Genomic DNA, 22,976 nt, shown 5'->3' with positions numbered 1-22,976 from the left:
TTGCCCCTTCCAGAATCTCGTCGGTCTGATAAGCAAAGCGCCATCAGGCAGCGTGCCGGATGGCAGCGCTGCCTTATCCGGACTACAACGACAACCCCAGCGCGTACTTCAGCGCCTGACGTTTCAATACGCCCGCCCGCTGTGCCGCCATTAATCCCACATTACGCAAAACTCGCAGCGGGCCGAGATCGTTGCTGAAACCGGCGTAGAACAGATCCATGCCGCTTTGCATCAGCAGATTATCCACGCGTCGACGGGACTGATAGCGTTGCAGCACCTGCAGGCTAGCCCAGTCTTCGCCGACGCTACGTGCGTTTGTCAGAACATCCAGCAAAGCATCAACGTCACGGTAACCCAGATTCACGCCCTGCCCCGCCAGCGGATGAATGGTATGCGCGGCGTCGCCTACCAGCACCAGCCCGGCCTGAACATAGTGCTGCGCATGCCGACGGGTGAGCGGAAATGCCGCCGCAGCAACCGGGGTAACTTTTCCTGAACGTTCCGGAAAATGCGCAATGATTTCCCGCTGGAGCTGCGCCATCGTCAGCGACTGAAGCTGACGAATTCGTGCCGGCGTGTCGTACCACACCAATGAGGCCCAGTTATCGTAAAGCGGTAAAAAGGCGCGCGGCCCGGTTGGTGTAAATTGCTGCCAGGTGCTGTCACCCGGTTCGTTTTCGGACTTGACGGTAATCAGCATACAGGATTGTGGATACTGCCAGCCGTGCACGCCAATACCCGCCAGTTGCCGCACCTGCGACTGCGCCCCGTCGGCACCGACCACCAGACGAGCAACAATCTCAGTGTCATCCGCCAGATGCAGATGCTGGCCGTGTATTTCGTTTAACGCACTGCCGTGCAGCAGCGTGACCTGCGGATGCGCCTCCAGCGCCTGCCACAGCGCCAGCTGTAAAACATTGTTCTCGACCATATAGCCAAGGTTTGGCAGCTTCAGCTCGGCGGCATCAAACACCACGTGCGCGGTCTCCCACTCCCAGGTCTCAAGACGCCGCCAAGGATGCGCACGCATCGCCAGTACGGCGTCCCAGACGCCCAGACTGCGTAACAGCTGCACAGATGCGGCGCTGATGGCGGAAATGCGCACGTCCGGCTGAGCCGTCGGATCAAATGCCGGAGGTGGGGCTTTATCCAGCACCACAACCGAAAAACCATTCTGCGCCAGACCTAACGCTAGCGCGCCGCCGACCATCCCACCGCCGATAACGGCAACGTCAGTATGTCGAATTGTCATCATTTATTATCCTTAAAGCCGAATCCCTTAAGTTTACCGGACTTTTGTCCTTTACGGCGAATATCCGCCAGGCTGGTCACAACCGCGTCAAAGCATTACAATACGCGCCCGGCAATGTTGGCTATTCATAATTGAGCAAGAGCAAGGCGATGACAAAAAAACTCCATATTAAAACCTGGGGCTGTCAGATGAACGAGTACGATTCATCAAAGATGGCCGATCTGCTGGATGCCACTCATGGGTATCAACTGACTGAAAACGCAGCAGAAGCCGATGTCTTGCTGCTGAACACCTGCTCAATTCGAGAGAAAGCGCAGGAGAAAGTCTTTCACCAGTTAGGCCGCTGGAAATTAATCAAAGCCAAAAACCCAAAGGTCATTATTGGTGTCGGCGGCTGCGTTGCGTCTCAGGAAGGCAAACTCATTCGCCAACGCGCCCACTACGTAGATATTATTTTCGGGCCGCAAACGCTGCACCGTCTGCCAGAAATGATTGACGCCGTACGCAACAATCGTCGCCCGGTGATTGACGTCAGCTTCCCGGAAATCGAGAAGTTTGACCGTCTGCCTGAACCGCGCGCCGAAGGCCCGACCGCATTCGTTTCCATCATGGAAGGCTGTAACAAGTACTGCACTTACTGCGTGGTGCCGTATACCCGCGGTGAAGAGGTCAGCCGTCCGTGCGACGACATCCTGTTTGAGATTGCCCAACTGGCCGCTCAGGGCGTGCGTGAAGTCAACCTGCTGGGACAGAACGTTAACGCCTGGCGCGGTGAGAACTACGATGGCACCACCGGCTCCTTCGCCGAACTGCTGCGCCTGGTGGCCGCCATTGACGGGATCGACCGCGTGCGTTTCACCACCAGCCACCCGATCGAGTTCACCGACGACATCATCGAAGTCTATCGCGACACGCCGGAGCTGGTGAGCTTCCTGCACCTGCCGATTCAGAGCGGTTCCGACCGCGTGCTGAACCTGATGGGCCGCCCGCACACCGCGCTGGAGTACAAATCGATTATCCGCAAGCTGCGCGCCGCGCGTCCGGATATTCAGATAAGCTCCGACTTTATCGTCGGTTTCCCGGGAGAAACGCCCCAGGACTTCGAGCAGACCATGAAGCTGATTGCCGATGTGAACTTTGACGTGAGCTTTAGCTTTGTCTTCTCCGCGCGTCCAGGCACGCCGGCAGCCGATATGGTCGACGATGTACCGGAAGAAGAGAAAAAGCAGCGCCTGTACATTCTTCAGGAGCGCATCAACCAGCAGGCCATGGCCTGGAGCCGTCGCATGCTCGGCACCGTTCAGCGTATCCTGGTGGAAGGCACTTCACGTAAGAGCATTATGGAACTGACCGGGCGCACCGAGAACAACCGCGTGGTGAACTTCGAAGGCACGCCGGATATGGTCGGTAAGTTTGTCGACGTGGAAATCATCGACGTCTACACCAACTCCCTGCGCGGCAAGCTGGTGCGCACCGAAGATGAGATGGGCCTGCGTGTGGTTGAAACGCCGGAGTCGGTCATTGCGCGTACCCGCAGAGAAAGCGACCTGGGCGTAGGAATCTACCAGCCTTAATCTTCATGGCCCGTCAGCTCTGGCGGGCCTTGTATTTCCTCCTGCCACCCCCATATTTATCGCAATGCTTGCGCCTTTTGACTGCGGCGTGAATAATTCCTTTACGAGCCAAAGACGCGTGTCCTACGGCTATACAGACATAAGAGGAACAGTTTGAACATAGACACTCGCGAAATTACCCTGGAGCCTGCAGACAATGCCCGTCTGCTGAGCCTGTGTGGCCCGTTTGATGACAATATCAAACAGCTGGAGCGACGACTGGGCATCGAAATCAACCGCCGCGATAACCATTTCAAACTGACGGGACGCGCCATCTGCGTGACCGCCGCTGCCGATATTCTGCGTAACCTGTATGTGGATACCGCCCCGATGCGCGGCCAGATTCAGGACATTGAGCCAGAGCAGATCCACCTGGCGATTAAAGAAGCGCGCGTGCTGGAACAAAGCGCCGAGAGCGTGCCGGACTACGGTAAAGCGATCAATATCAAAACCAAGCGTGGTGTGATCAAACCGCGTACGCCTAATCAGGCGCAGTACATCGCCCACATTCTCGATCACGATATCACCTTTGGTATCGGCCCGGCCGGTACCGGTAAAACCTACCTGGCGGTGGCGGCAGCGGTCGATGCGCTGGAGCGTCAGGAAATTCGCCGTATTCTGCTGACCCGTCCGGCGGTTGAAGCGGGCGAAAAACTCGGCTTCCTGCCGGGCGATTTAAGCCAGAAGGTTGACCCGTATCTACGCCCGCTGTACGACGCGCTGTTCGAGATGCTCGGCTTCGAGAAAGTTGAGAAGCTGATGGAACGTAACGTCATCGAAGTCGCGCCGCTGGCCTACATGCGTGGCCGTACGCTGAACGATGCGTTCATCATTCTTGATGAGAGCCAGAACACCACCATCGAACAGATGAAGATGTTCCTGACCCGTATCGGCTTTAACTCCAAAGCGGTTATCACCGGCGACGTCACCCAGATTGACCTGCCGCGCAGCACCAAATCTGGCCTGCGTCACGCCATCGAAGTACTGGCCGAAGTCGATGAAATCAGCTTTAACTTCTTCCACAGCGAAGACGTGGTGCGCCACCCGGTGGTTGCCCGCATCGTCAACGCTTATGAAGCGTGGGAAGAAGCCGATCAAAAACGTAAAGCCGAGCTGGCCGCCGAACGTAAACGCGAAGCTCAGGCGCAGGAGCAGAAATGAGTCAGGTGATCCTCGATCTCCAGTTGGCCTGTGAAAACAACACCGGCCTGCCAGAAGAAAGTCAGTTCCAGCGCTGGCTGGATGCCGTTATCCCGCAGTTTCAGGAGGAATCAGAAGTGACGATTCGCCTGGTGGATGAAGCTGAGAGCCATGAACTGAACCTCACCTATCGCGGTAAGGATAAACCGACCAACGTCCTCTCCTTCCCGTTTGAGGCGCCACCGGGAATGGAGATGCCGCTGCTGGGCGATCTGATCATCTGCCGTCAGGTGGTGGAGCAGGAAGCCGTTGAGCAAGGCAAACCGCTGGAAGCCCACTGGGCGCACATGGTTGTCCACGGCAGCCTGCATCTGCTGGGCTATGACCACATCGAAGATGAGGAAGCGGAAGAGATGGAAAGCCTCGAGACAGAGATAATGCTTGCTCTGGGCTATGAGGATCCGTACATTTCCGAGAAGATTGCAGAATAGTAGTTTGCCGGATGGCGGCGCTTGCGCCTTATCCGGCCTACATTCATGCATTTTGCAGGCCTGATAAGCGTAAGCGCCATCAGGCAAAACATGCCGTCCGGCGCTGAATTTACGCGCGACGAGCGACAGTTTAATCAACATGAGAACCCAAACGACGCCATGAGCGACGACAATTCACACAGTAGTGACACAGTAAACAGCAAAAAGGGATTCTTCTCCCTCTTACTCAGCCAGCTTTTCCACGGTGAACCGAAAAACCGTGACGATCTTCTGGCGCTGATCCGTGATTCCGGGCAAAACGAGCTTATCGATGAAGATACGCGCGACATGCTCGAAGGGGTAATGGATATTGCCGACCAGCGCGTCCGCGACATCATGATCCCGCGCTCCCAAATGATTACCCTGAAACGCAACCAGACCCTGGACGAATGTCTTGATGTCATCATCGAGTCCGCCCACTCGCGTTTCCCGGTTATCAGCGAGGACAAAGATCACATTGAAGGGATTCTGATGGCCAAGGATCTGCTGCCGTTTATGCGCAGCGACGCCGAAGCCTTCAGCATGGATAAAGTGTTACGCACCGCGGTTGTCGTACCGGAAAGCAAACGGGTTGACCGTATGCTCAAGGAGTTCCGCTCCCAGCGCTACCATATGGCCATCGTTATCGATGAGTTTGGCGGCGTTTCGGGCCTGGTGACTATCGAAGATATTCTGGAGCTTATCGTCGGCGAAATCGAAGACGAGTATGACGAAGAGGACGATATCGACTTCCGTCAGCTCAGCCGCCACACCTGGACGGTGCGCGCGCTGGCCTCTATCGAAGACTTCAACGATGCCTTCAGCACCCACTTCAGCGATGAAGAGGTCGATACCATCGGCGGGCTGGTGATGCAGGCCTTCGGTCATCTGCCGGCGCGTGGGGAAACCATCGACATTGATGGTTACCAGTTTAAGGTGGCGATGGCTGACAGCCGTCGTATTATTCAGGTTCATGTTAAGATTCCGGACGATTCCCCCCAACCGAAACTGGACGAATAATCTCCATGGCATTTGCCTCATTGCTTGAACGCCAGCGCATTCGCCTGCTGCTGGCGCTACTTTTCGGAGCCAGCGGTACGCTGGCTTTTTCTCCTTATGACATCTGGCCTGCGGCGATTATCTCGCTGATGGGCCTGCAGGGGCTGACGCTCAACCGTCGCCCGGTGCAGGCTGCGGCCATTGGTTATTTCTGGGGCTTCGGCCTGTTTGGCACCGGCATCAACTGGGTTTATGTCAGCATCGCGCAGTTTGGCGGCATGCCCGGCCCGGTCAACGTCTTCCTCGTGGTGCTGCTGGCGGCTTATCTGTCGCTGTACACCGGCCTGTTTGCCGGTGTTCTGTCGCGCCTGTGGCCGAAAACGAACTGGCTGCGCGTGGCGATTGCCGCGCCGGTCGTCTGGCAGTTGACCGAGTTCCTGCGCGGCTGGGTGCTGACCGGCTTCCCATGGCTGCAGTTTGGCTACAGCCAGATTGACGGCCCGCTGAAAGGGCTGGCGCCGCTGATGGGCGTTGAGGCGATTAACTTCCTGCTGATGATGGTGAGCGGCCTGCTGGTGCTGGCGCTGGTCACCCGTCACTGGCGTCCGCTGGTCGTCGGCGTGGTGCTGTTCTCCCTGCCCTTCCCGCTGCGCTACATCCAGTGGTATACCCTGCAAACCGACAAAACCACTCAGGTTTCGCTGGTCCAGGGCGACATCCCACAGGCGCTGAAGTGGGACGAAAAACAACTGCTGAACACGCTAAAAATCTACCTCGACGCTACCGAGCAGGTGATGGGCAAATCGCAGCTGATTATCTGGCCGGAGTCGGCCATTCCGGATCTGGAAATTAACCAGCAGCGTTTCCTCAGCATGATGGATGATTTACTGCGAGCCAAAGACAGCACGCTGATTACCGGTATCGTCGATTCGCGCCTCAACAAACAGAATCGCTACGACACCTACAACACCATTATCACGCTGGGCAAAGACAGCCCATACAGCTACGAATCCGGCAACCGCTATAACAAGAACCACTTGGTGCCGTTTGGCGAGTTTGTGCCGCTGGAGTCGATTCTGCGTCCGCTGGCACCGTTCTTCGACCTGCCAATGTCATCCTTCAGCCGCGGGCCGTACATTCAGCCGCAGCTGCAGGCGCATAATCTGAAGCTCACCGCCGCGATCTGCTACGAGATTATTCTCGGCCAGCAGGTGCGCGACAACTTCCGCCCGGATACTAACTTCCTGCTAACCATCTCTAACGATGCGTGGTTTGGTAAGTCCATCGGCCCGTGGCAGCACTTCCAGATGGCGCGGATGCGCGCGCTGGAGCTTGCGCGCCCGCTGCTGCGCAGCACCAACAACGGCATTACCGCCGTCATTGGTCCGCGCGGTGAGATTCAGGCGATGATCCCGCAGTTCACCCGCCAGGTGCTAACCACCAAAGTCACGCCGACCGTCGGCCTGACGCCGTACGCGCGAACCGGCGACTGGACGGTGTGGTTGATTACCCTGCTGTTCGGCTTTGGCGCGCTGGTGATGAGCCTGCGTCAACGCCGCAAATAAAAGATTGCACTATCCAATGTAGGCCGGATAAGGCGGTACGCCGCCATCCGGCAGTTGTATCGCACCGAGCCTGATGGCGCTCCGCTTATCAGGCCTACACCTCCCCCGTCACCAAAACCTCATTCTGGCACGCCAATTGCTTAATATAATCAAGAGGCTGCACATTCCCTACCGGCGCAACCAAGTTGCACCACAACATGGCATCGGTAGCACCATTATTGTGCAAACTGCGATTTTTGCCTCAAAGCGGTGCGGCACGCCTCGCAAAAATAAACAATAAAGCAGCAAAATATTTACATTAAGCCAAACTAAATGCTAACAAACACACATAACGCTGCACGCTAAAGACGCAGTGATAACAACACAACATTCACAATGGGTATCTATGCGGCAACGTCGCAGAGGATGAAGGAGTTGGATATGCAATTACGTAAGCTTGCCACAGCAATGCTGGTTCTGGGGATGTCTGCTGGCCTGGCGCATGCGGAAGATGCGGCACCCGCCGCAGGCGGTACGCTCGCTAAAATCGCCAAAAACGGCGTCATCGTCGTCGGTCACCGCGAATCATCCGTGCCATTCTCTTATTACGACAACCAGCAAAAAGTGGTCGGTTACTCTCAGGACTACTCCAACGCCATCGTTGATGCCGTGAAGAAAAAGCTCAACAAACCGGACCTGCAGGTGAAATTAATTCCGATCACCTCGCAGAACCGTATTCCACTGCTGCAAAACGGTACCTTCGATTTCGAATGTGGTTCCACCACTAACAACCTTGAACGCCAGAAACAGGCGGCCTTCTCTGACACCATCTTCGTCGTCGGTACGCGACTGCTGGTGAAAAAAGGCGGCCCGATTAAAGACTTCCCGGATCTGAAAGACAAAGCCGTTGTCGTCACCTCCGGTACCACCTCTGAAATTCTGCTGCACAAGCTGAATGACGAGCAAAAAATGAATATGCGCATCATCAGCGCCAAGGACCACGGTGACTCCTTCCGTACCCTGGAAAGCGGTCGTGCGGTGGCGTTTATGATGGATGATGCCCTGCTGGCCGGTGAACGTGCTAAAGCCAAGAAACCAGACAACTGGGAGATCGTCGGCAAACCGCAGTCCCAGGAAGCTTACGGCTGTATGCTGCGTAAAGACGACCCTGAGTTTAAAAAGCTGATGGACGATACCATCGCTCAAGCGCAAACCTCCGGTGAAGCCACCAAATGGTTTGAAAAATGGTTTAAAAACCCGATTCCACCGAAAAACCTGAACATGAACTTTGAACTCTCTGACGAGATGAAAGCGCTGTTCAAAACGCCTAACGACAAAGCACTTAACTAATAAAAAATACGGGGCGGAAGAATCTGCCCTCTCGATTGTGGTTCAGCACGGACAGACTATATGTCAGGTGGTCGTTCCCCACCTGGCCTGAATACCGCAAAACGCTGTTCAACAATCTTCGAGGGTAGCAGGTCGAACTGCTACCCTTTTTTTTCGGGAGTTCATTATGTCAATAGACTGGAACTGGGGAATCTTTTTACAACAGGCCCCATTCGGCAACACCACCTATCTCGGCTGGCTATGGAGCGGCTTCCAGGTCACCGTCGCGCTATCCATCACCGCGTGGATTATCGCGTTCTTCGTTGGCTCACTGTTCGGGATTCTACGTACCGTTCCGAACCGATTCTTATCGGCTATCGGTACCTGCTACGTCGAACTGTTCCGTAACGTGCCGCTTATCGTACAGTTCTTTACCTGGTATCTCGTGGTGCCGGAATTACTGCCGGAAGACCTCGGCATGTGGTTTAAATCCGAACTGGATCCCAACATCCAGTTCTTCCTCTCGTCGATGATTTGTCTGGGTCTGTTCACCGCCGCGCGCGTCTGCGAGCAGGTGCGAGCCGCCATTCAATCGCTGCCGCGCGGGCAGAAAAACGCTGGGCTGGCGATGGGCCTGACCCTGCCACAAACCTACCGTTACGTGCTGTTGCCGAACGCTTATCGCGTAATCGTACCGCCCATGACCTCTGAAATGATGAACCTGGTGAAGAACTCGGCCATCGCGTCCACCATTGGTCTGGTCGATATGGCAGCGCAGGCCGGCAAACTGCTCGATTACTCTGCACACGCCTGGGAATCCTTTACGGCAATCACCCTCGCTTACGTTTTCATCAACGCCGTGATTATGCTGGTGATGGCGCTGGTGGAACGCAAAATCCGCCTGCCGGGCAACCTGGGGGGTAAATAATGTACGAGTTTGACTGGAGTTCGATTGTTCCATCGATGCCTTACCTGCTGGCAGGTCTGGTTATCACCCTCAAAATTACCGTCACCGCAGTGGTGGTGGGGATTGTCTGGGGCACGCTGCTGGCGGTGATGCGCCTGTCCGCGTTCAAACCGATTGCCTGGTTTGCCAAGGCTTACGTTAACGTTTTCCGCTCCGTCCCGCTGGTGATGGTGCTGCTGTGGTTCTATCTGATCGTGCCCGGGTTCCTGCAAAACGTGTTGGGGCTGTCGCCGAAAAGCGATATTCGCCTCATCTCAGCGATGGTGGCCTTCTCCATGTTTGAAGCCGCCTATTACTCCGAGATTATCCGTGCCGGTATCCAGAGCATTTCCCGCGGCCAGTCCAGCGCCGCGCTGGCGTTGGGGATGACCCACTGGCAATCGATGAAGCTCATCATTCTGCCGCAGGCCTTCCGCGCCATGGTGCCGCTGCTGCTGACTCAGGGGATCGTCCTGTTCCAGGATACCTCGCTGGTGTACGTTCTGAGCCTTGCAGACTTCTTCCGTACCGCCTCAACCATTGGTGAGCGTGATGGCACCCAGGTCGAAATGATTCTGTTTGCAGGTTTTGTCTATTTTGTGATTAGCCTTAGCGCTTCGCTGCTGGTCAGCTACTTGAAGAAAAGGACCGTATAATGATTACCCTGAAAAACGTCTCTAAATGGTATGGTCACTTTCAGGTGCTGACCGACTGCTCCACGGAAGTGAAAAAAGGCGAAGTGGTGGTGGTGTGCGGGCCGTCCGGCTCCGGTAAATCCACCCTGATTAAGACCGTTAACGGCCTCGAACCGGTGCAACAGGGCGAAATCCTGGTCAACGGTACGAAGGTGAACGACAAGAAAACCGATTTGGCACAGCTGCGTTCTCACGTCGGTATGGTGTTCCAGCATTTCGAACTGTTCCCGCATCTGTCGATTATCGAAAACCTGACGCTGGCACAGATCAAAGTGCTCAAGCGCGACAAAGCCGCGGCCCGCGATAAAGGGCTGAAGCTGCTGGAACGCGTTGGGCTGTCGGCGCATGCCAACAAGTTCCCGGCGCAGCTGTCCGGCGGCCAGCAGCAGCGTGTGGCAATTGCCCGAGCGCTGTGTATGGATCCGGTAGCAATGCTGTTTGACGAACCGACGTCGGCGCTCGATCCGGAAATGATCAACGAGGTACTGGACGTGATGGTCGAGCTGGCCAACGAAGGGATGACCATGATGGTGGTGACCCACGAAATGGGCTTTGCCCGTAAAGTGGCGAACCGGGTTATCTTTATGGACGAAGGCAAAATCGTCGAAGATGCTGAAAAAGAAGCGTTCTTCGCCAATCCGAAATCGGAGCGCGCCAAAGACTTCCTCGCCAAAATCCTGCACTAACCTCCCCGGCGCGCACTCGGCAGAGTGCGCGCTGCATCACGCTTTAACGTCTATCTGCTCGTTCATTCCACTAGCAAGCCTTACCCTTGTCACAAAATAACGCGAACAAGGAACTGCTATGGCACTGCCGATTATTCTTGATTGCGATCCGGGTCATGATGACGCGATCGCTATCGTCCTCGCTCTGGCGTCTCCTGAGCTTGAAGTCAAAGCTATCACCTCTTCCGCGGGTAACCAGACGCCGGAGAAGACTCTGCGCAACGTCCTGCGTATGCTGACGCTGCTGAAGCGCACGGATATCCCGGTGGCTGGCGGCGCGGTGAAACCGCTCATGCGCGAACTGATTATCGCCGATAACGTTCACGGCGAAAGCGGCCTTGACGGCCCGGCGCTGCCCGAGCCGTCATTCGCCCCGCAAAGCTGCACTGCCGTTGAGCTAATGGCAGAAACCCTACGCGAGAGCCCGCAGCCAGTCACCATCGTCTCTACCGGCCCGCAGACCAACGTGGCGCTCCTGCTGAACACCCATCCTGAACTGCACGCGAAAATCGCCCGCATTGTGATCATGGGCGGTGCGATGGCGCTGGGCAACTGGACGCCCGCCGCTGAGTTCAACATTTTCGTCGACCCGGAAGCGGCAGAAATCGTCTTCCAGTCAGGCATTCCCGTGGTGATGGCCGGGCTGGACGTCACCCATAAAGCGCAGATTCACGCCGCCGATATCGAACGTTTCCGCGCCATTGGCAATCCCATTTCCACCATCGTCGCCGAACTGCTGGACTTCTTTATGGAATACCACAAAGATGAAAAATGGGGATTTGTCGGCGCGCCGCTGCACGACCCGTGCACTATCGCCTGGCTGCTCAAGCCCGAGATTTTCACCACCGTTGAGCGTTGGGTTGGCGTAGAAACACAGGGGAAATACACCCAGGGGATGACGGTAGTGGATTATTATTTCCTGACGGGGAATAAGCCGAATGCGACGGTGATGGTGGATGTCGACCGTGGGGCGTTCGTTGATCTGCTGGCGGAACGTTTGGCTTTCTACGCCTGACGCCACAAAAATGCCGGATGGCGCTCACGCTTATCCGGCTTACGGTGACCTATCCTTCCTGGCCGGATAAGACGCATCGCGTCGCCATCCGGCGCGCGTGATTACGGCTCAAACGGCCGACGCTGGAACTGATCGTGCCCGCACTTCGGGCACCTCGGCAGCACGTCCGGCGTGTACACCGCCAGGTGATAATGGCACTTTTCACATACCAGATTCCCTAGCCCGACCACCTCACCGCTGTGATATACGCCGTGGTGATTCAAATCCTGGAATACCTCGCGCCATTCCAGCTGTGTCTTGTCGGTAATATCCACCAGTTCCTGCCAGAGACTCTCCTTAATCACCCGCAGGAAAACGCTATCGGAGTCGTCTTCCTGGCTTTCACCGTAGCTCATCGCAAATTCTTCGAGATCGCGACGCACGGCGCGCAGCAGCTCGTCAATTTCACTGCGCGTTAACTCGCTGGTTTGCGCGACTTTCGCCCGCGCCTGGGCCACCAGCGCGTCGATATCGCGTTCGCCGTTACGCAAACGTTCGGTCAGCGTTGCGACCAGTTCACGGTAAATTTGAGCAACCTTGTTCATCATTTCCTCTCCCAGCCAGTTAACCTCTTCTAATAATAGCCGTTATTTGTTAATCGCTTTGCCAGCTTCGCCACAGAGTTCAGAAATTACCCGCGCGGCTTTTCACCGCCTTAACGTGCGAAAGGCTGTTTTGACGTGCACGTTTGGGCTATGCTATGCGGATCTGAAATACCACATCTATTGGCTACATTTGTAGCTGTATTGAAAACAGGATCACTGGCTGCCATGCAAGAGCAATACCGCCCGGAAGAGATAGAATCGAAAGTCCAGCTTCACTGGGATGAGAAGCGCACATTTGAAGTTACCGAAGACGAGAGCAAAGAGAAGTATTACTGCCTGTCGATGCTTCCCTATCCTTCTGGTCGACTACACATGGGCCACGTTCGTAACTACACCATCGGCGACGTGATCGCTCGCTACCAGCGCATGCTGGGCAAAAACGTGCTGCAGCCCATCGGCTGGGATGCGTTCGGCCTGCCTGCTGAAGGTGCGGCGGTGAAAAACAACACCGCACCCGCGCCGTGGACGTACGACAATATCGCGTACATGAAAAACCAGCTCAAAATGCTGGGCTTCGGCTACGACTGGAGCCGCGAGCTGGCGACCTGTACCCCGGAATACTACCGCTGGGAGCAGAAGTTCTTCACCGAGCTGTATAAAAAAGGCCTGGTGTACAAGAAGACTTCTGCGGTCAACTGGTGCCCGAACGACCAGACCGTACTGGCGAACGAACAGGTTATCGACGGCTGCTGCTGGCGCTGCGACACCAAAGTTGAGCGTAAAGAGATCCCGCAGTGGTTTATCAAAATCACCGCCTACGCTGACGAGCTGCTGAACGATCTGGATAACCTGGATCACTGGCCTGACACCGTGAAAACGATGCAGCGTAACTGGATCGGCCGCTCTGAAGGCGTGGAAATCACCTTCGACGTGACCGGTTACGACAACACGCTGACCGTCTACACCACCCGTCCGGACACCTTCATGGGTGCAACCTACCTGGCGGTGGCTGCAGGTCATCCGCTGGCGCAGAAAGCGGCAGAGAATAACCCAACGCTGGCGGCTTTCATCGACGAATGCCGTAATACCAAAGTGGCCGAAGCCGATATGGCGACCATGGAGAAAAAAGGCGTCGACACCGGCTTTAAAGCGGTTCATCCGCTGACTGGTGAAGAGATCCCGGTTTGGGCGGCTAACTTCGTGCTGATGGAATACGGTACCGGCGCGGTCATGGCGGTTCCGGGTCACGATCAGCGCGATTACGAATTCGCGACCAAATACGGTCTGACCATCAAACCGGTTATTCTGGCCGCCGACGGCACCGCGCCGGATCTCTCAGAGCAGGCGCTGACCGAGAAAGGCGTGTTGTTTAACTCCGGCGAATTCGACGGTCTGGACTTTGAAGCGGGCTTCAACGCCATTGCTGACAAGCTGGCCGCGAAAGGCGTTGGCGAGCGTAAAGTAAACTACCGTCTGCGCGACTGGGGCGTTTCCCGTCAGCGTTACTGGGGCGCCCCCATCCCAATGGTGACCCTGGAAGACGGCACCGTGCTGCCGACCCCGGAAGATCAACTGCCGGTGATTCTGCCGGAAGACGTGGTTATGGACGGTATCACCAGCCCAATCAAAGCCGATCCCGAATGGGCGAAAACCACCGTTAACGGTATGCCTGCGCTGCGCGAAACCGACACCTTCGATACCTTTATGGAGTCTTCCTGGTACTACGCGCGCTATACCTGCCCGCAGTACAACGAAGGCATGCTGGATCCCGAAGCCGCAAACTACTGGCTGCCGGTTGATATCTACATTGGCGGTATTGAACACGCCATCATGCACCTGCTCTACTTCCGCTTCTTCCACAAGCTGATGCGCGACGCGGGCATGGTCAACTCTGACGAACCGGCGAAACAGCTGCTGTGTCAGGGCATGGTGCTGGCCGATGCCTTCTACTACGTGGGCGACAATGGCGAACGTAACTGGGTATCTCCGGTTGATGCTATCGTTGAGCGCGACGAGAAAGGTCGTATCGTGAAAGCGAAGGACGCGGCAGGCCATGAGCTGGTGTACACCGGCATGAGCAAAATGTCTAAGTCCAAAAATAACGGTATCGACCCGCAGGTGATGGTTGAGCGCTACGGCGCAGATACCGTGCGTCTGTTCATGATGTTTGCTTCTCCAGCAGATATGACCCTGGAATGGCAGGAATCCGGCGTTGAAGGGGCAAACCGCTTCCTGAAGCGCGTGTGGAAACTGGTTTACGAGCACACCGCGCGCGGCCCGGTAGCGGCACTGAACGTCGAAGCGCTGAGCGAAGATCAGCAGGCGCTGCGTCGCGACGTCCATAAAACCATTGCCAAAGTGACCGATGATATCGGCCGCCGTCAGACCTTCAACACCGCAATTGCAGCGATCATGGAGCTGATGAACAAACTGGCGAAAGCGCCGCAGGAAGACGAACAAGACCGCGCGCTGCTGCAGGAAGCGCTGCTGGCCGTCGTGCGTATGCTTAACCCGTTCACCCCGCACGTGTGCTTTACCCTGTGGCAGGAACTGGGCGGCGAAGGCGATATCGATAACGCGCCGTGGCCGGTGGCTGACGACAAAGCGATGGTGGAAAACACCACGCTGGTCGTTGTGCAGGTTAACGGTAAAGTGCGCGGGAAAATCACCGTTGCGGTCGATGCAACCGAAGAACAGGTGCGTGAACGCGCAGGCCAGGAACATCTGGTCGCGAAATACCTTGAGGGCGTAACCGTACGTAAAGTCATCTACGTACCGGGCAAACTGCTTAACCTGGTCGTAGGCTAAGCGCGGGAGGAAGCGTGCGATATCTGACAACATTGTTGTTATCTTTGGCGGTGCTGGTCACCGCCGGATGCGGCTGGCATCTGCGTAGTACCACGCAGGTGCCGGACGAAATGAAAACATTGATCCTTCAGTCCAGCGATCCAAACGGTCCGCTGAGCCGCGCGGTGCGCGATCAACTGAGAAGCAATGACATTACGGTGCTTGATCAGAGCACGCTTCGTCAGGATGTGCCATCGCTGCGCCTGGGTTCAGTTAACCTTTCCCAGGATACCGCGTCGGTATTCCAGAATGGTCAAACGGCAGAATACCAGATGGTCATGACGGTCAACGCTTCGGTGTTGATCCCGGGTCAGGATATCTTCCCGATCTCCACCAAGGTCTACCGTTCGTTCTTTGACAACCCGCAACAGGCGCTGGCAAAAGACAACGAACAGAACCTGATCGTGAAAGAGATGTACCAGAAAGCTGCCGAACAGCTGATTCGTAAGCTGCCAAGCGTGCATATTGCTGATGTGAAAGAGAGCAAAGCGGATGCGGCGTCCGCATCCAATAACGGCTCTCGCGTCTCTACCACTCTGGGTAACTGATGATTCGGTTGTACCCAGAACAACTCCGCGCGCAGCTCTCTGAAGGGCTGCGCGCGGCGTATCTCCTGCTCGGTAATGACCCCCTTTTCCTTCAGGAAAGCCAGGATGCGATAAAGCATACTGCCGTCAGCGAGGGTTTTATCGAGCACCATACCATGACGCTGGATGCCAGCACCGACTGGAACGAGATCTTCTCTTTGTGCCAGGCGATGAGTCTGTTTGCCAGCCGTCAAACCCTGCTCCTGCTGCTGCCAGAAAACGGCCCAAACGCCGCCATCAATGAACAGCTGGCCACGCTGGTAGGTCTGCTGCACGACGATCTATTGCTGATCGTACGTGGCAACAAACTGACAAAATCGCAGGAGAATGCCGCCTGGATTCAGGCGCTGGCCAACCGCGCTGTGCAAATTAGCTGCCAGACGCCGGAGCCCAGCCAACTGCCCCGCTGGCTAGCCAACCGCGCCAAACAGAACAACCTCCAGTTGGATGAACCTGCCAGCCAGCTGCTGTGCTACTGCTATGAAGGCAACCTGCTGGCGCTTGCGCAGGCGTTGGAGCGTCTGTCGCTGCTGTGGCCGGACGGCAAACTCACGCTGCCGCGCGTAGAGCAAGCGGTCAATGATGCCGCGCACTTTACGCCGTTCCACTGGGTGGATGCCCTGCTGGCCGGGAAGAGCAAACGCGCACTGCATATTCTGCAGCAACTGCGGCTTGAAGGCAGCGAGCCGGTGATCCTGCTACGCACGGTACAGCGCGAGCTGCTGCTGCTGGTGACCTTAAAGCGCCAGAGCGCGCACACGCCGCTGCGTTCGCTGTTTGATAAACACCGGGTCTGGCAAAACCGCCGGGCGATGGTTGGTGAGGCGGTCAATCGTCTGAGCGCTTCGCAGTTGCGCCAGGCGGTGACCCTGCTCAGCCGCGCGGAGCTCACCTTAAAACAGGATTACGGTCAGTCCATCTGGGCTGAGCTGGAAAGTTTGTCGCTACTGCTTTGTCATAAAGCGCTAGCCGACGTATTTATCGATGGATGATATGGCAAAACTACAGGCGCTTTTCGGCGGGACATTCGATCCCATCCATTACGGTCACCTGAAGCCGGTTGAGATTCTGGCCAACCAGATTGGTCTGTCCAGGGTCATCATTATGCCCAACAACGTACCACCGCATCGTCCGCAGCCTGAGGCCACCAGTGAACAGCGCAAACTCATGGTTGAGCTGGCGATTGCCGATAAACCGCTGTTTGTGCTCGACGAACGCGAGCTGCGCCGCGATACGCCCTCCTTTACGGCGGACACGCTCCAGGAGTGGCGCGCGGAACAGGGGCCGGATCGGCCGCTGGCCTTTATTATTGGCCAGGATTCACTGCTCACGTTCCCCAGTTGGCATCGCTACGAAACGATTCTCGACAACGCCCACCTGCTGGTAACCCGCCGTCCGGGTTACCCGCTGACCATGCAGCACGAAGAGCATCAGCACTGGCTGGACAAGCACCTCACCAGCAATATTGAAGAGTTGCACAACCAGCCTGCGGGGAAAATCTACCTTGCTGAAACGCCATGGTTTGATGTCTCCGCCACGCTGATTCGCGAACGGCTGGAAAATGATGAACCTTGCGATGAGATGATGCCGGAAGCGGTGCTCACCTACATCATGCAGCAGGGGTTGTACCACCACGGCGCATAGAGGAAGCAGCATGAAACTCTGGTTAGTCCGCCACGGCGAAACCGAAGCCAACGTAGCGGGCCTGTACAGCGGCCACACGCCAACGCCGCTCACGGCCAAAGGCCAACGGCAGGCGCAGCGCCTTGGTGAGATGCTGCAGCAGGTTCCCTTCGATCATGTGATGTGCAGCGAGCTTGAACGCACTCAGCATACTGCGCGGCTGCTGCTGGGCGAACGTGACATTCCGCTAACCTCAAACCCGCTGCTCAACGAAATGTTTTTCGGTGACTGGGAAATGCGCCATCAGCGCGACCTGCAGGTTGAAGATAAAGAGAACTACGCGGCCTGGTGCGCAGATTGGCAGCACGTCGCGCCAACCAACGGTGAAGGTTTTCCCGACTTTTCCCGTCGTGTGGCCGACTTCACCAGCGAACTGGCGCGCTACCCGTATCAAAATTTACTTGTCGTCAGCCATCAGGGCGTACTGAGTCTGTTAACGGCGCGGCTATTGGGCATGCCGACGGCCAGTATGTGGCATTTTCGCATCGACCACGGCGCGTGGAGCATCATTGATTTTACGCCAGAATTTACCACGCTCAGGGTGCTCAACAGCCGAGCGATTTGGCTACCGGATGAGTAATAAAACCGATTTCTGCCTCCGGGCAGAGCCAACCCATTGACACTAATTATTAGACTGTTATTCTCCGCAGCCTGAATCATCCCCCTCCAGCATTTGTAGACAGAGATTGTTTTACAAAAATGGCGATGCAATCGACATAAAGGAATGGGATGATAGCCCGCCTGAAAGGCCGTTTGGTGATTTATTATCCCGACAATATTTTCAGTTCGGGTATACTGTCAGGCTGTTTTATATGGTTTATCTTCACACCCCAGGGGGAACACTTGCAGGGTAAAGCACTCCAGGATTTTGTAATCGACAAAATTGATGATTTAAAAGGTCAGGATATCGTCACCATCGATGTTCAGGGTAAATCCAGCATCACCGATTGCATGGTTATCTGCACCGGTACCTCCAGCCGTCACGTTATGTCTATCGCCGATCATGTGGTTCAGGAGTCCCGCGCTGCCGGTCTGCTGCCGCTGGGCGTTGAAGGCGAAAGCGTTGCCGACTGGATTGTCGTTGATTTAGGCGATGTCATTGTCCACGTCATGCAGGAAGAAAGCCGTCGCCTGTATGAGCTGGAAAAGCTCTGGGGTTAAGTTGTGAAGCTGCAGTTGGTCGCCGTCGGCACCAAAATGCCGGATTGGGTACAAACCGGTTTTACCGAATACCTTCGCCGTTTTCCGAAAGATATGCCGTTCGAACTGGTGGAAATTCCTGCCGGTAAGCGCGGTAAAAATGCGGATATCAAGCGTATTCTGGATAAAGAAGGCGAGATGATGCTCGCCGCCGCAGGAAAAAACCGCATCGTCACGCTGGATATCCCCGGGAAACCCTGGGATACGCCGCAGCTTGCCCGTGAACTGGAACGCTGGAAGGGCGATGGCCGTGATGTCAGCCTGTTAATCGGCGGGCCGGAAGGACTTTCTCCAGCATGCAAGGCCGCAGCAGAACAAAGTTGGTCGCTCTCCACATTAACGCTCCCTCACCCGCTAGTGCGCGTGCTGGTCGCCGAAAGCCTCTATCGAGCGTGGAGCATTACCACCAACCACCCTTACCACCGCGAGTAATGAGACCCAGGTAGATTAAGCAGCGAATGAAACTACAGAATTCTTTTCGCGACTATACGGCAGAGTCCGCGCTTTTTGTGCGCCGGGCGGTGGTCGCTTTTTTGGGAATTTTGCTGCTTACCGGCGTGCTGATTGCCAACCTCTACAATTTACAGATCGTTCGCTTCACCGACTATCAGACGCGCTCTAATGAAAACCGCATTAAGCTGGTGCCCATCGCGCCAAGCCGCGGCATTATTTACGACCGCAACGGCACCCCGCTGGCGCTGAACCGTACCATCTATCAGTTGGAAATCATGCCGGAGAAAGTCGATAGCGTTCAACAGACTATCGATGGTCTGCGCGACGTGGTCGACCTGAGCGATGACGATATCGCCGCCTTTAAAAAAGAGCGTGCCCGTTCTCATCGTTTTACCTCTATTCCGCTTAAAACCAACCTCACGGAAGTGCAGGTGGCGCGCTTTGCCGTCAACCAGTACCGTTTCCCGGGCGTTGAGGTCAAGGGCTATAAGCGCCGCTTCTATCCTTACGGTTCCGCCCTGACCCATGTGATCGGCTATGTTTCCAAAATTAACGATAAAGACGTCGATCGCCTGGATAAAGACGGCAAGCTAGCTAACTACGCCGCGACCCACGATATCGGTAAGCTGGGTATTGAGCGCTATTACGAAGATATGCTGCACGGGCAAACCGGCTACGAAGAGGTTGAAGTCAACAACCGCGGCCGCGTGATTCGCCAGCTTAAAGAAGTACCACCGCAGGCCGGGCATGATATTTACCTGACGCTCGATCTCAAACTCCAGCAGTATATTGAAACGCTGCTGGCGGGCAGTCGTGCCGCCGTGGTGGTTACCGATCCACGCACCGGCAGCATTCTGGCGCTGGTTTCCACGCCGAGCTACGACCCGAACCTGTTCGTCGACGGCATCTCCAGCAAAGATTACAGCGGCCTGTTAAACGACCCAAACACGCCGCTGGTTAACCGCGCCACCCAGGGGGTTTACCCTCCGGCCTCCACGGTGAAACCGTATGTCGCGGTCTCCGCCATGAGTGCGGGCGTGATTAACCGCAACACCAGCCTGTTTGACCCTGGGTGGTGGCAGTTACCGGGCTCAGAAAAACGCTATCGTGACTGGAAAAAATGGGGCCACGGCCACCTGAACGTCACCAAGGCGCTGGAAGAGTCGGCGGATACCTTCTTCTACCAGGTCGCCTATGATATGGGTATTGACCGTCTGTCAGAGTGGATGAGCAAGTTTGGCTACGGCGATTATACCGGCATTGACCTTGCTGAAGAGCGCTCCGGCAACATGCCAACCCGTGAATGGAAGCTAAAACGCTTTAAAAAGCCCTGGTATCAGGGGGATACCATTCCTGTCGGGATCGGCCAGGGTTACTGGACAGCGACGCCTATCCAGATGAGCAAAGCGCTGATGATCCTGATTAACGATGGCATCATCAAAACGCCTCATCTGCTGGCCAGCACCGTCGAAGAAGGCAAAAAAGTACCGTGGACGCAGCCGCAAGAGCCGCCAATTGGCGATATTCACTCCGGCTTCTGGGAAATTGCTAAAGACGGGATGTACGGCGTTGCCAACCGTCCAAACGGCACCGCGCACAAATACTTCGCCGGTGCGCCGTATAAAATCGCGGCGAAATCCGGTACGGCGCAGGTCTTTGGCCTGAAGGCCAACGAAACCTATAATGCGCACCGTATCGCAGAACGTCTGCGTGACCATAAATTAATGACCGCTTTTGCGCCGTATAACGATCCTCAGGTCGCCGTGGCGATTATCCTGGAGAACGGCGGTGCGGGCCCGGCTGTCGGTACCATCATGCGTCAGATTCTTGACCACATTATGCTGGGCGACAACAACACCGAATTACCGACCGAGAACCCTGCTGTGGCCGCGTCGGAGGACCAATAATCATGACGGATAATCCGAACAAAAAATCGTTCTGGGATAAAATCCATATCGACCCCGCCATGCTGCTGATTTTGCTGGCGCTGCTGACCTACAGCGCGCTGGTTATCTGGAGCGCCAGCGGCCAGGATATGGGGATGACGGAGCGTAAAATCGGCCAGATCGCCATGGGCCTGGTTATCATGGTGGTGATGGCGCAGATTCCGCCGCGCGTCTACGAAGGCTGGGCGCCCTGGCTGTATATCATCTGTATCATTTTGCTGGTGGCGGTTGACGCCTTCGGCGCCATCTCTAAAGGGGCACAGCGCTGGCTGGATCTCGGAATTGTGCGTTTCCAGCCGTCCGAAATTGCCAAAATCGCCGTTCCGTTGATGGTCGCCCGTTTTATTAACCGCGACGTCTGCCCGCCGACGCTGAAAAACACCGGCATCGCGCTGGTGCTGATTTTCATGCCGACGCTGCTGGTTGCGGCACAGCCCGACCTTGGCACCTCCATTCTGGTCGCGCTTTCTGGCCTGTTTGTGCTGTTCCTCGCGGGCCTGAGCTGGCGTTTGATTCTGGTCGCCGTGGTGCTGGTCGCTTGCTTTATCCCGATACTCTGGTTCTTCCTGATGCACGACTATCAGCGGCAGCGCGTGATGATGCTGATGGATCCGGAATCAGACCCGCTGGGCGCGGGCTACCACATTATTCAATCCAAAATCGCCATCGGCTCCGGCGGCCTTCGCGGTAAAGGCTGGCTGCACGGTACGCAGTCACAGCTCGAGTTCCTGCCAGAGCGCCATACCGACTTTATCTTTGCCGTACTGGCGGAAGAGCTGGGGCTTATCGGCATTCTGATTCTGTTGGCGCTGTACGTGCTGCTGATTATGCGCGGCCTGTGGATTGCCGCCCAGGCGCAAACCACCTTTGGCCGCGTGATGGCCGGTGGTTTGATGCTGATTTTATTCGTTTATGTCTTCGTAAATATTGGTATGGTAAGTGGCATCTTACCGGTGGTTGGCGTACCGCTACCGTTGGTCAGCTACGGGGGTTCGGCCCTGATCGTACTGATGGCCGGGTTTGGTATCGTGATGTCGATACACACCCACAGGAAAATGTTGTCAAAAAGCGTCTAAGGGGTGCTCAATGCGTAAGCAATGGCTTGGGATCTGCATAGCGGCAGGGCTGCTGGCGGCTTGTTCGAGTGATGATGTTCAGCAACAAACCGTCTCCGCACCACAACCTGCGGTATGTAATGGTCCTACGGTGGAAATCAGCGGGGCCGATCCACGCTTTGAACCTCTGAACGCGACGGCGAATCAGGATTACGAACGCGACGGCAAGAAATACAAAATTGTCCAGGATCCATCTAACTTCAGCCAGTCTGGTTTGGCCGCCATCTATGATGCCGAACCGGGCAGCAACCTGACGGCCATCGGCGAAACCTTTGATCCGACGCAGCTCACCGCCGCGCACCCGACCCTTCCGGTGCCGAGCTATGCGCGAATTACCAACCTGGCGAATGGCCGGATGATCGTGGTACGCATTAACGATCGCGGGCCGTATGGCAACGATCGCGTCATTTCACTCTCCCGCGCGGCGGCCGATCGCCTGAACACCTCAAACAACACCAAAGTCCGCATCGATCCGATTATCGTCGCCCAGGATGGTTCACTCTCCGGCCCCGGTATGGCTTGTACAACGGTGGCAAAACAGACCTATGCGCTGCCGAGCCGCCCTGACCTGAGCGGCGGCATGGGCAGCGTTTCCTCCGCCCCGCAGGCCGCTGCGCCGCAGGGCGACGTACGCGCGATCAGTAACGATACGCTAACCGCTGCCGACAGCGGCGAAGGTGCTCCGGTCAAAAGCGGCGGTTTCCTCGGCGCCCCTACACCGTTAAATAGCGGCGTACTTGAAGAATCAGCGCCAGCGGCCACTGCCGCTCCGGCGACAGCACCGGTCACCGCAC

22 protein-coding genes are annotated in these 22,976 nt (G+C 56.2%); 20 read left to right on the top strand and 2 right to left on the bottom strand.

Annotation, left to right across the window (positions count from 1 at the left end; genetic code table 11):
* Positions 1-82 precede the first annotated feature (82 nt).
* Positions 83-1,252 (bottom strand): 3-demethoxyubiquinol 3-hydroxylase, encoded by a 1,170-nt coding sequence (gene ubiF / locus M989_RS20165; RefSeq protein WP_064548411.1) that lies wholly within the window; start codon positions 1,250-1,252, stop codon positions 83-85.
* A 149-nt stretch (positions 1,253-1,401) separates the two neighbouring features.
* On the opposite strand from ubiF, the gene miaB reads away from it, so the two are divergent.
* From miaB to rihA, 10 genes are all read left to right on the top strand, one after another.
* Positions 1,402-2,826, top strand: coding sequence for a tRNA (N6-isopentenyl adenosine(37)-C2)-methylthiotransferase MiaB (gene miaB / locus M989_RS20160; RefSeq protein WP_064548271.1), 1,425 nt, complete (start codon positions 1,402-1,404; stop codon positions 2,824-2,826).
* Positions 2,827-2,979: 153 nt separating this feature from the next.
* Positions 2,980-4,026 carry a PhoH family protein gene (locus M989_RS20155; RefSeq protein ID WP_064548269.1) on the top strand — a complete coding sequence of 349 codons (1,047 nt, stop codon included), beginning with the start codon at positions 2,980-2,982 and terminating at the stop codon, positions 4,024-4,026.
* Positions 4,023-4,496, top strand: coding sequence for an rRNA maturation RNase YbeY (gene ybeY, locus M989_RS20150; protein ID WP_064548267.1), 474 nt, complete (start codon positions 4,023-4,025; stop codon positions 4,494-4,496). The genes M989_RS20155 and ybeY overlap by 4 nt, the downstream gene beginning before the upstream one ends.
* A gap of 159 nt (positions 4,497-4,655) precedes the next feature.
* On the top strand, positions 4,656-5,534 hold the full coding sequence (gene corC / locus M989_RS20145) for a CNNM family magnesium/cobalt transport protein CorC (protein WP_064548409.1): 879 nt from the start codon (positions 4,656-4,658) through the stop codon (positions 5,532-5,534).
* A gap of 5 nt (positions 5,535-5,539) precedes the next feature.
* The gene (gene lnt, locus M989_RS20140; RefSeq protein ID WP_064548265.1) at positions 5,540-7,078 is read left to right on the top strand and encodes an apolipoprotein N-acyltransferase; all 1,539 of its coding nucleotides are present in this window, start codon (positions 5,540-5,542) and stop codon (positions 7,076-7,078) included.
* Positions 7,079-7,498: 420 nt separating this feature from the next.
* The gene (locus tag M989_RS20135) at positions 7,499-8,407 is read left to right on the top strand and encodes an amino acid ABC transporter substrate-binding protein (RefSeq protein WP_064548262.1); all 909 of its coding nucleotides are present in this window, start codon (positions 7,499-7,501) and stop codon (positions 8,405-8,407) included.
* Between the two features lie 166 nt (positions 8,408-8,573).
* Positions 8,574-9,314 (top strand): amino acid ABC transporter permease, encoded by a 741-nt coding sequence (locus tag M989_RS20130; protein WP_064548260.1) that lies wholly within the window; start codon positions 8,574-8,576, stop codon positions 9,312-9,314.
* Complete coding sequence (gltK, locus tag M989_RS20125) at positions 9,314-9,988, top strand: glutamate/aspartate ABC transporter permease GltK (RefSeq protein ID WP_064548258.1); 675 nt, start codon at positions 9,314-9,316, stop codon at positions 9,986-9,988. Before M989_RS20130 ends, gltK begins: the two co-directional genes overlap by 1 nt.
* Positions 9,988-10,713, top strand: coding sequence for an amino acid ABC transporter ATP-binding protein (locus M989_RS20120; RefSeq protein ID WP_064548256.1), 726 nt, complete (start codon positions 9,988-9,990; stop codon positions 10,711-10,713). The genes gltK and M989_RS20120 overlap by 1 nt, the downstream gene beginning before the upstream one ends.
* Before the next feature lie 118 nt (positions 10,714-10,831).
* Positions 10,832-11,767: a pyrimidine-specific ribonucleoside hydrolase RihA gene (gene rihA / locus M989_RS20115; RefSeq protein ID WP_064548255.1), complete on the top strand. Its 936-nt coding sequence runs from the start codon at positions 10,832-10,834 to the stop codon at positions 11,765-11,767.
* A 101-nt stretch (positions 11,768-11,868) separates the two neighbouring features.
* Here rihA and M989_RS20110 read toward each other — a convergent pair whose 3' ends face one another.
* Entirely contained in the window at positions 11,869-12,351 is a 483-nt protein-coding gene (locus M989_RS20110) for a zinc ribbon-containing protein (protein WP_064548407.1), read from the bottom strand.
* A 225-nt stretch (positions 12,352-12,576) separates the two neighbouring features.
* Here M989_RS20110 and leuS point away from each other — a divergent pair, with 225 nt between their 5' ends.
* From leuS to rlpA, 10 genes are all read left to right on the top strand, one after another.
* Entirely contained in the window at positions 12,577-15,159 is a 2,583-nt protein-coding gene (leuS, locus tag M989_RS20105; protein ID WP_157093582.1) for a leucine--tRNA ligase, read from the top strand.
* Positions 15,160-15,173: 14 nt separating this feature from the next.
* Complete coding sequence (gene lptE, locus M989_RS20100; RefSeq protein WP_064548250.1) at positions 15,174-15,746, top strand: LPS assembly lipoprotein LptE; 573 nt, start codon at positions 15,174-15,176, stop codon at positions 15,744-15,746.
* A complete protein-coding gene (gene holA / locus M989_RS20095) occupies positions 15,746-16,777 on the top strand; it encodes a DNA polymerase III subunit delta (RefSeq protein WP_064548248.1) in 1,032 nt (343 codons plus the stop codon). The genes lptE and holA overlap by 1 nt, the downstream gene beginning before the upstream one ends.
* A complete protein-coding gene (gene nadD / locus M989_RS20090; RefSeq protein WP_074398833.1) occupies positions 16,770-17,429 on the top strand; it encodes a nicotinate-nucleotide adenylyltransferase in 660 nt (219 codons plus the stop codon). Before holA ends, nadD begins: the two co-directional genes overlap by 8 nt.
* Positions 17,430-17,439: 10 nt before the next feature.
* Positions 17,440-18,048, top strand: a complete 609-nt coding sequence (locus M989_RS20085; protein WP_064548244.1) for an adenosylcobalamin/alpha-ribazole phosphatase — start codon at positions 17,440-17,442, stop codon at positions 18,046-18,048.
* 263 nt (positions 18,049-18,311) lie between these two features.
* Positions 18,312-18,629, top strand: coding sequence for a ribosome silencing factor (gene rsfS / locus M989_RS20080; protein ID WP_064548405.1), 318 nt, complete (start codon positions 18,312-18,314; stop codon positions 18,627-18,629).
* 3 nt (positions 18,630-18,632) lie between these two features.
* Entirely contained in the window at positions 18,633-19,100 is a 468-nt protein-coding gene (rlmH, locus tag M989_RS20075) for a 23S rRNA (pseudouridine(1915)-N(3))-methyltransferase RlmH (RefSeq protein WP_064548242.1), read from the top strand.
* 26 nt (positions 19,101-19,126) lie between these two features.
* Positions 19,127-21,028: a peptidoglycan DD-transpeptidase MrdA gene (gene mrdA / locus M989_RS20070; protein WP_064548241.1), complete on the top strand. Its 1,902-nt coding sequence runs from the start codon at positions 19,127-19,129 to the stop codon at positions 21,026-21,028.
* 2 nt (positions 21,029-21,030) lie between these two features.
* Positions 21,031-22,143, top strand: a complete 1,113-nt coding sequence (mrdB, locus tag M989_RS20065; protein ID WP_064548238.1) for a peptidoglycan glycosyltransferase MrdB — start codon at positions 21,031-21,033, stop codon at positions 22,141-22,143.
* Positions 22,144-22,153: 10 nt separating this feature from the next.
* Positions 22,154-22,976 (top strand): endolytic peptidoglycan transglycosylase RlpA (gene rlpA / locus M989_RS20060; protein ID WP_064548236.1); only part of this gene is annotated, 823 nt, incomplete at its 3' end.

The organism is Kluyvera georgiana ATCC 51603 (assembly GCF_001654985.1).
Taxonomy (GTDB): domain Bacteria; phylum Pseudomonadota; class Gammaproteobacteria; order Enterobacterales; family Enterobacteriaceae; genus Kluyvera; species Kluyvera georgiana.
Note: the sequence above shows the minus strand (reverse complement) of the source record. Positions and strands in the feature narration are given on the sequence as shown.

Bases quoted from the DNA above. Each gene is read 5' to 3' on its own strand.
- mrdA (WP_064548241.1), top strand. From the start codon at position 19,127: ATGAAACTACAGAATTCTTTTCGCGACTATACGGCAGAGTCCGCGCTT.
- corC (WP_064548409.1), top strand. From the start codon at position 4,656: ATGAGCGACGACAATTCACACAGTAGTGACACAGTAAACAGCAAAAAG.
- miaB (WP_064548271.1), top strand. From the start codon at position 1,402: ATGACAAAAAAACTCCATATTAAAACCTGGGGCTGTCAGATGAACGAG.
- gltK (WP_064548258.1), top strand. From the start codon at position 9,314: ATGTACGAGTTTGACTGGAGTTCGATTGTTCCATCGATGCCTTACCTG.
- mrdB (WP_064548238.1), top strand. From the start codon at position 21,031: ATGACGGATAATCCGAACAAAAAATCGTTCTGGGATAAAATCCATATC.
- nadD (WP_074398833.1), top strand. From the start codon at position 16,770: ATGGATGATATGGCAAAACTACAGGCGCTTTTCGGCGGGACATTCGAT.
- M989_RS20135 (WP_064548262.1), top strand. From the start codon at position 7,499: ATGCAATTACGTAAGCTTGCCACAGCAATGCTGGTTCTGGGGATGTCT.
- lnt (WP_064548265.1), top strand. From the start codon at position 5,540: ATGGCATTTGCCTCATTGCTTGAACGCCAGCGCATTCGCCTGCTGCTG.
- ybeY (WP_064548267.1), top strand. From the start codon at position 4,023: ATGAGTCAGGTGATCCTCGATCTCCAGTTGGCCTGTGAAAACAACACC.
- leuS (WP_157093582.1), top strand. From the start codon at position 12,577: ATGCAAGAGCAATACCGCCCGGAAGAGATAGAATCGAAAGTCCAGCTT.
- M989_RS20110 (WP_064548407.1), bottom strand. From the start codon at position 12,351: ATGAACAAGGTTGCTCAAATTTACCGTGAACTGGTCGCAACGCTGACC.
- M989_RS20120 (WP_064548256.1), top strand. From the start codon at position 9,988: ATGATTACCCTGAAAAACGTCTCTAAATGGTATGGTCACTTTCAGGTG.
- holA (WP_064548248.1), top strand. From the start codon at position 15,746: ATGATTCGGTTGTACCCAGAACAACTCCGCGCGCAGCTCTCTGAAGGG.
- M989_RS20085 (WP_064548244.1), top strand. From the start codon at position 17,440: ATGAAACTCTGGTTAGTCCGCCACGGCGAAACCGAAGCCAACGTAGCG.
- rihA (WP_064548255.1), top strand. From the start codon at position 10,832: ATGGCACTGCCGATTATTCTTGATTGCGATCCGGGTCATGATGACGCG.
- ubiF (WP_064548411.1), bottom strand. From the start codon at position 1,252: ATGACAATTCGACATACTGACGTTGCCGTTATCGGCGGTGGGATGGTC.
- M989_RS20130 (WP_064548260.1), top strand. From the start codon at position 8,574: ATGTCAATAGACTGGAACTGGGGAATCTTTTTACAACAGGCCCCATTC.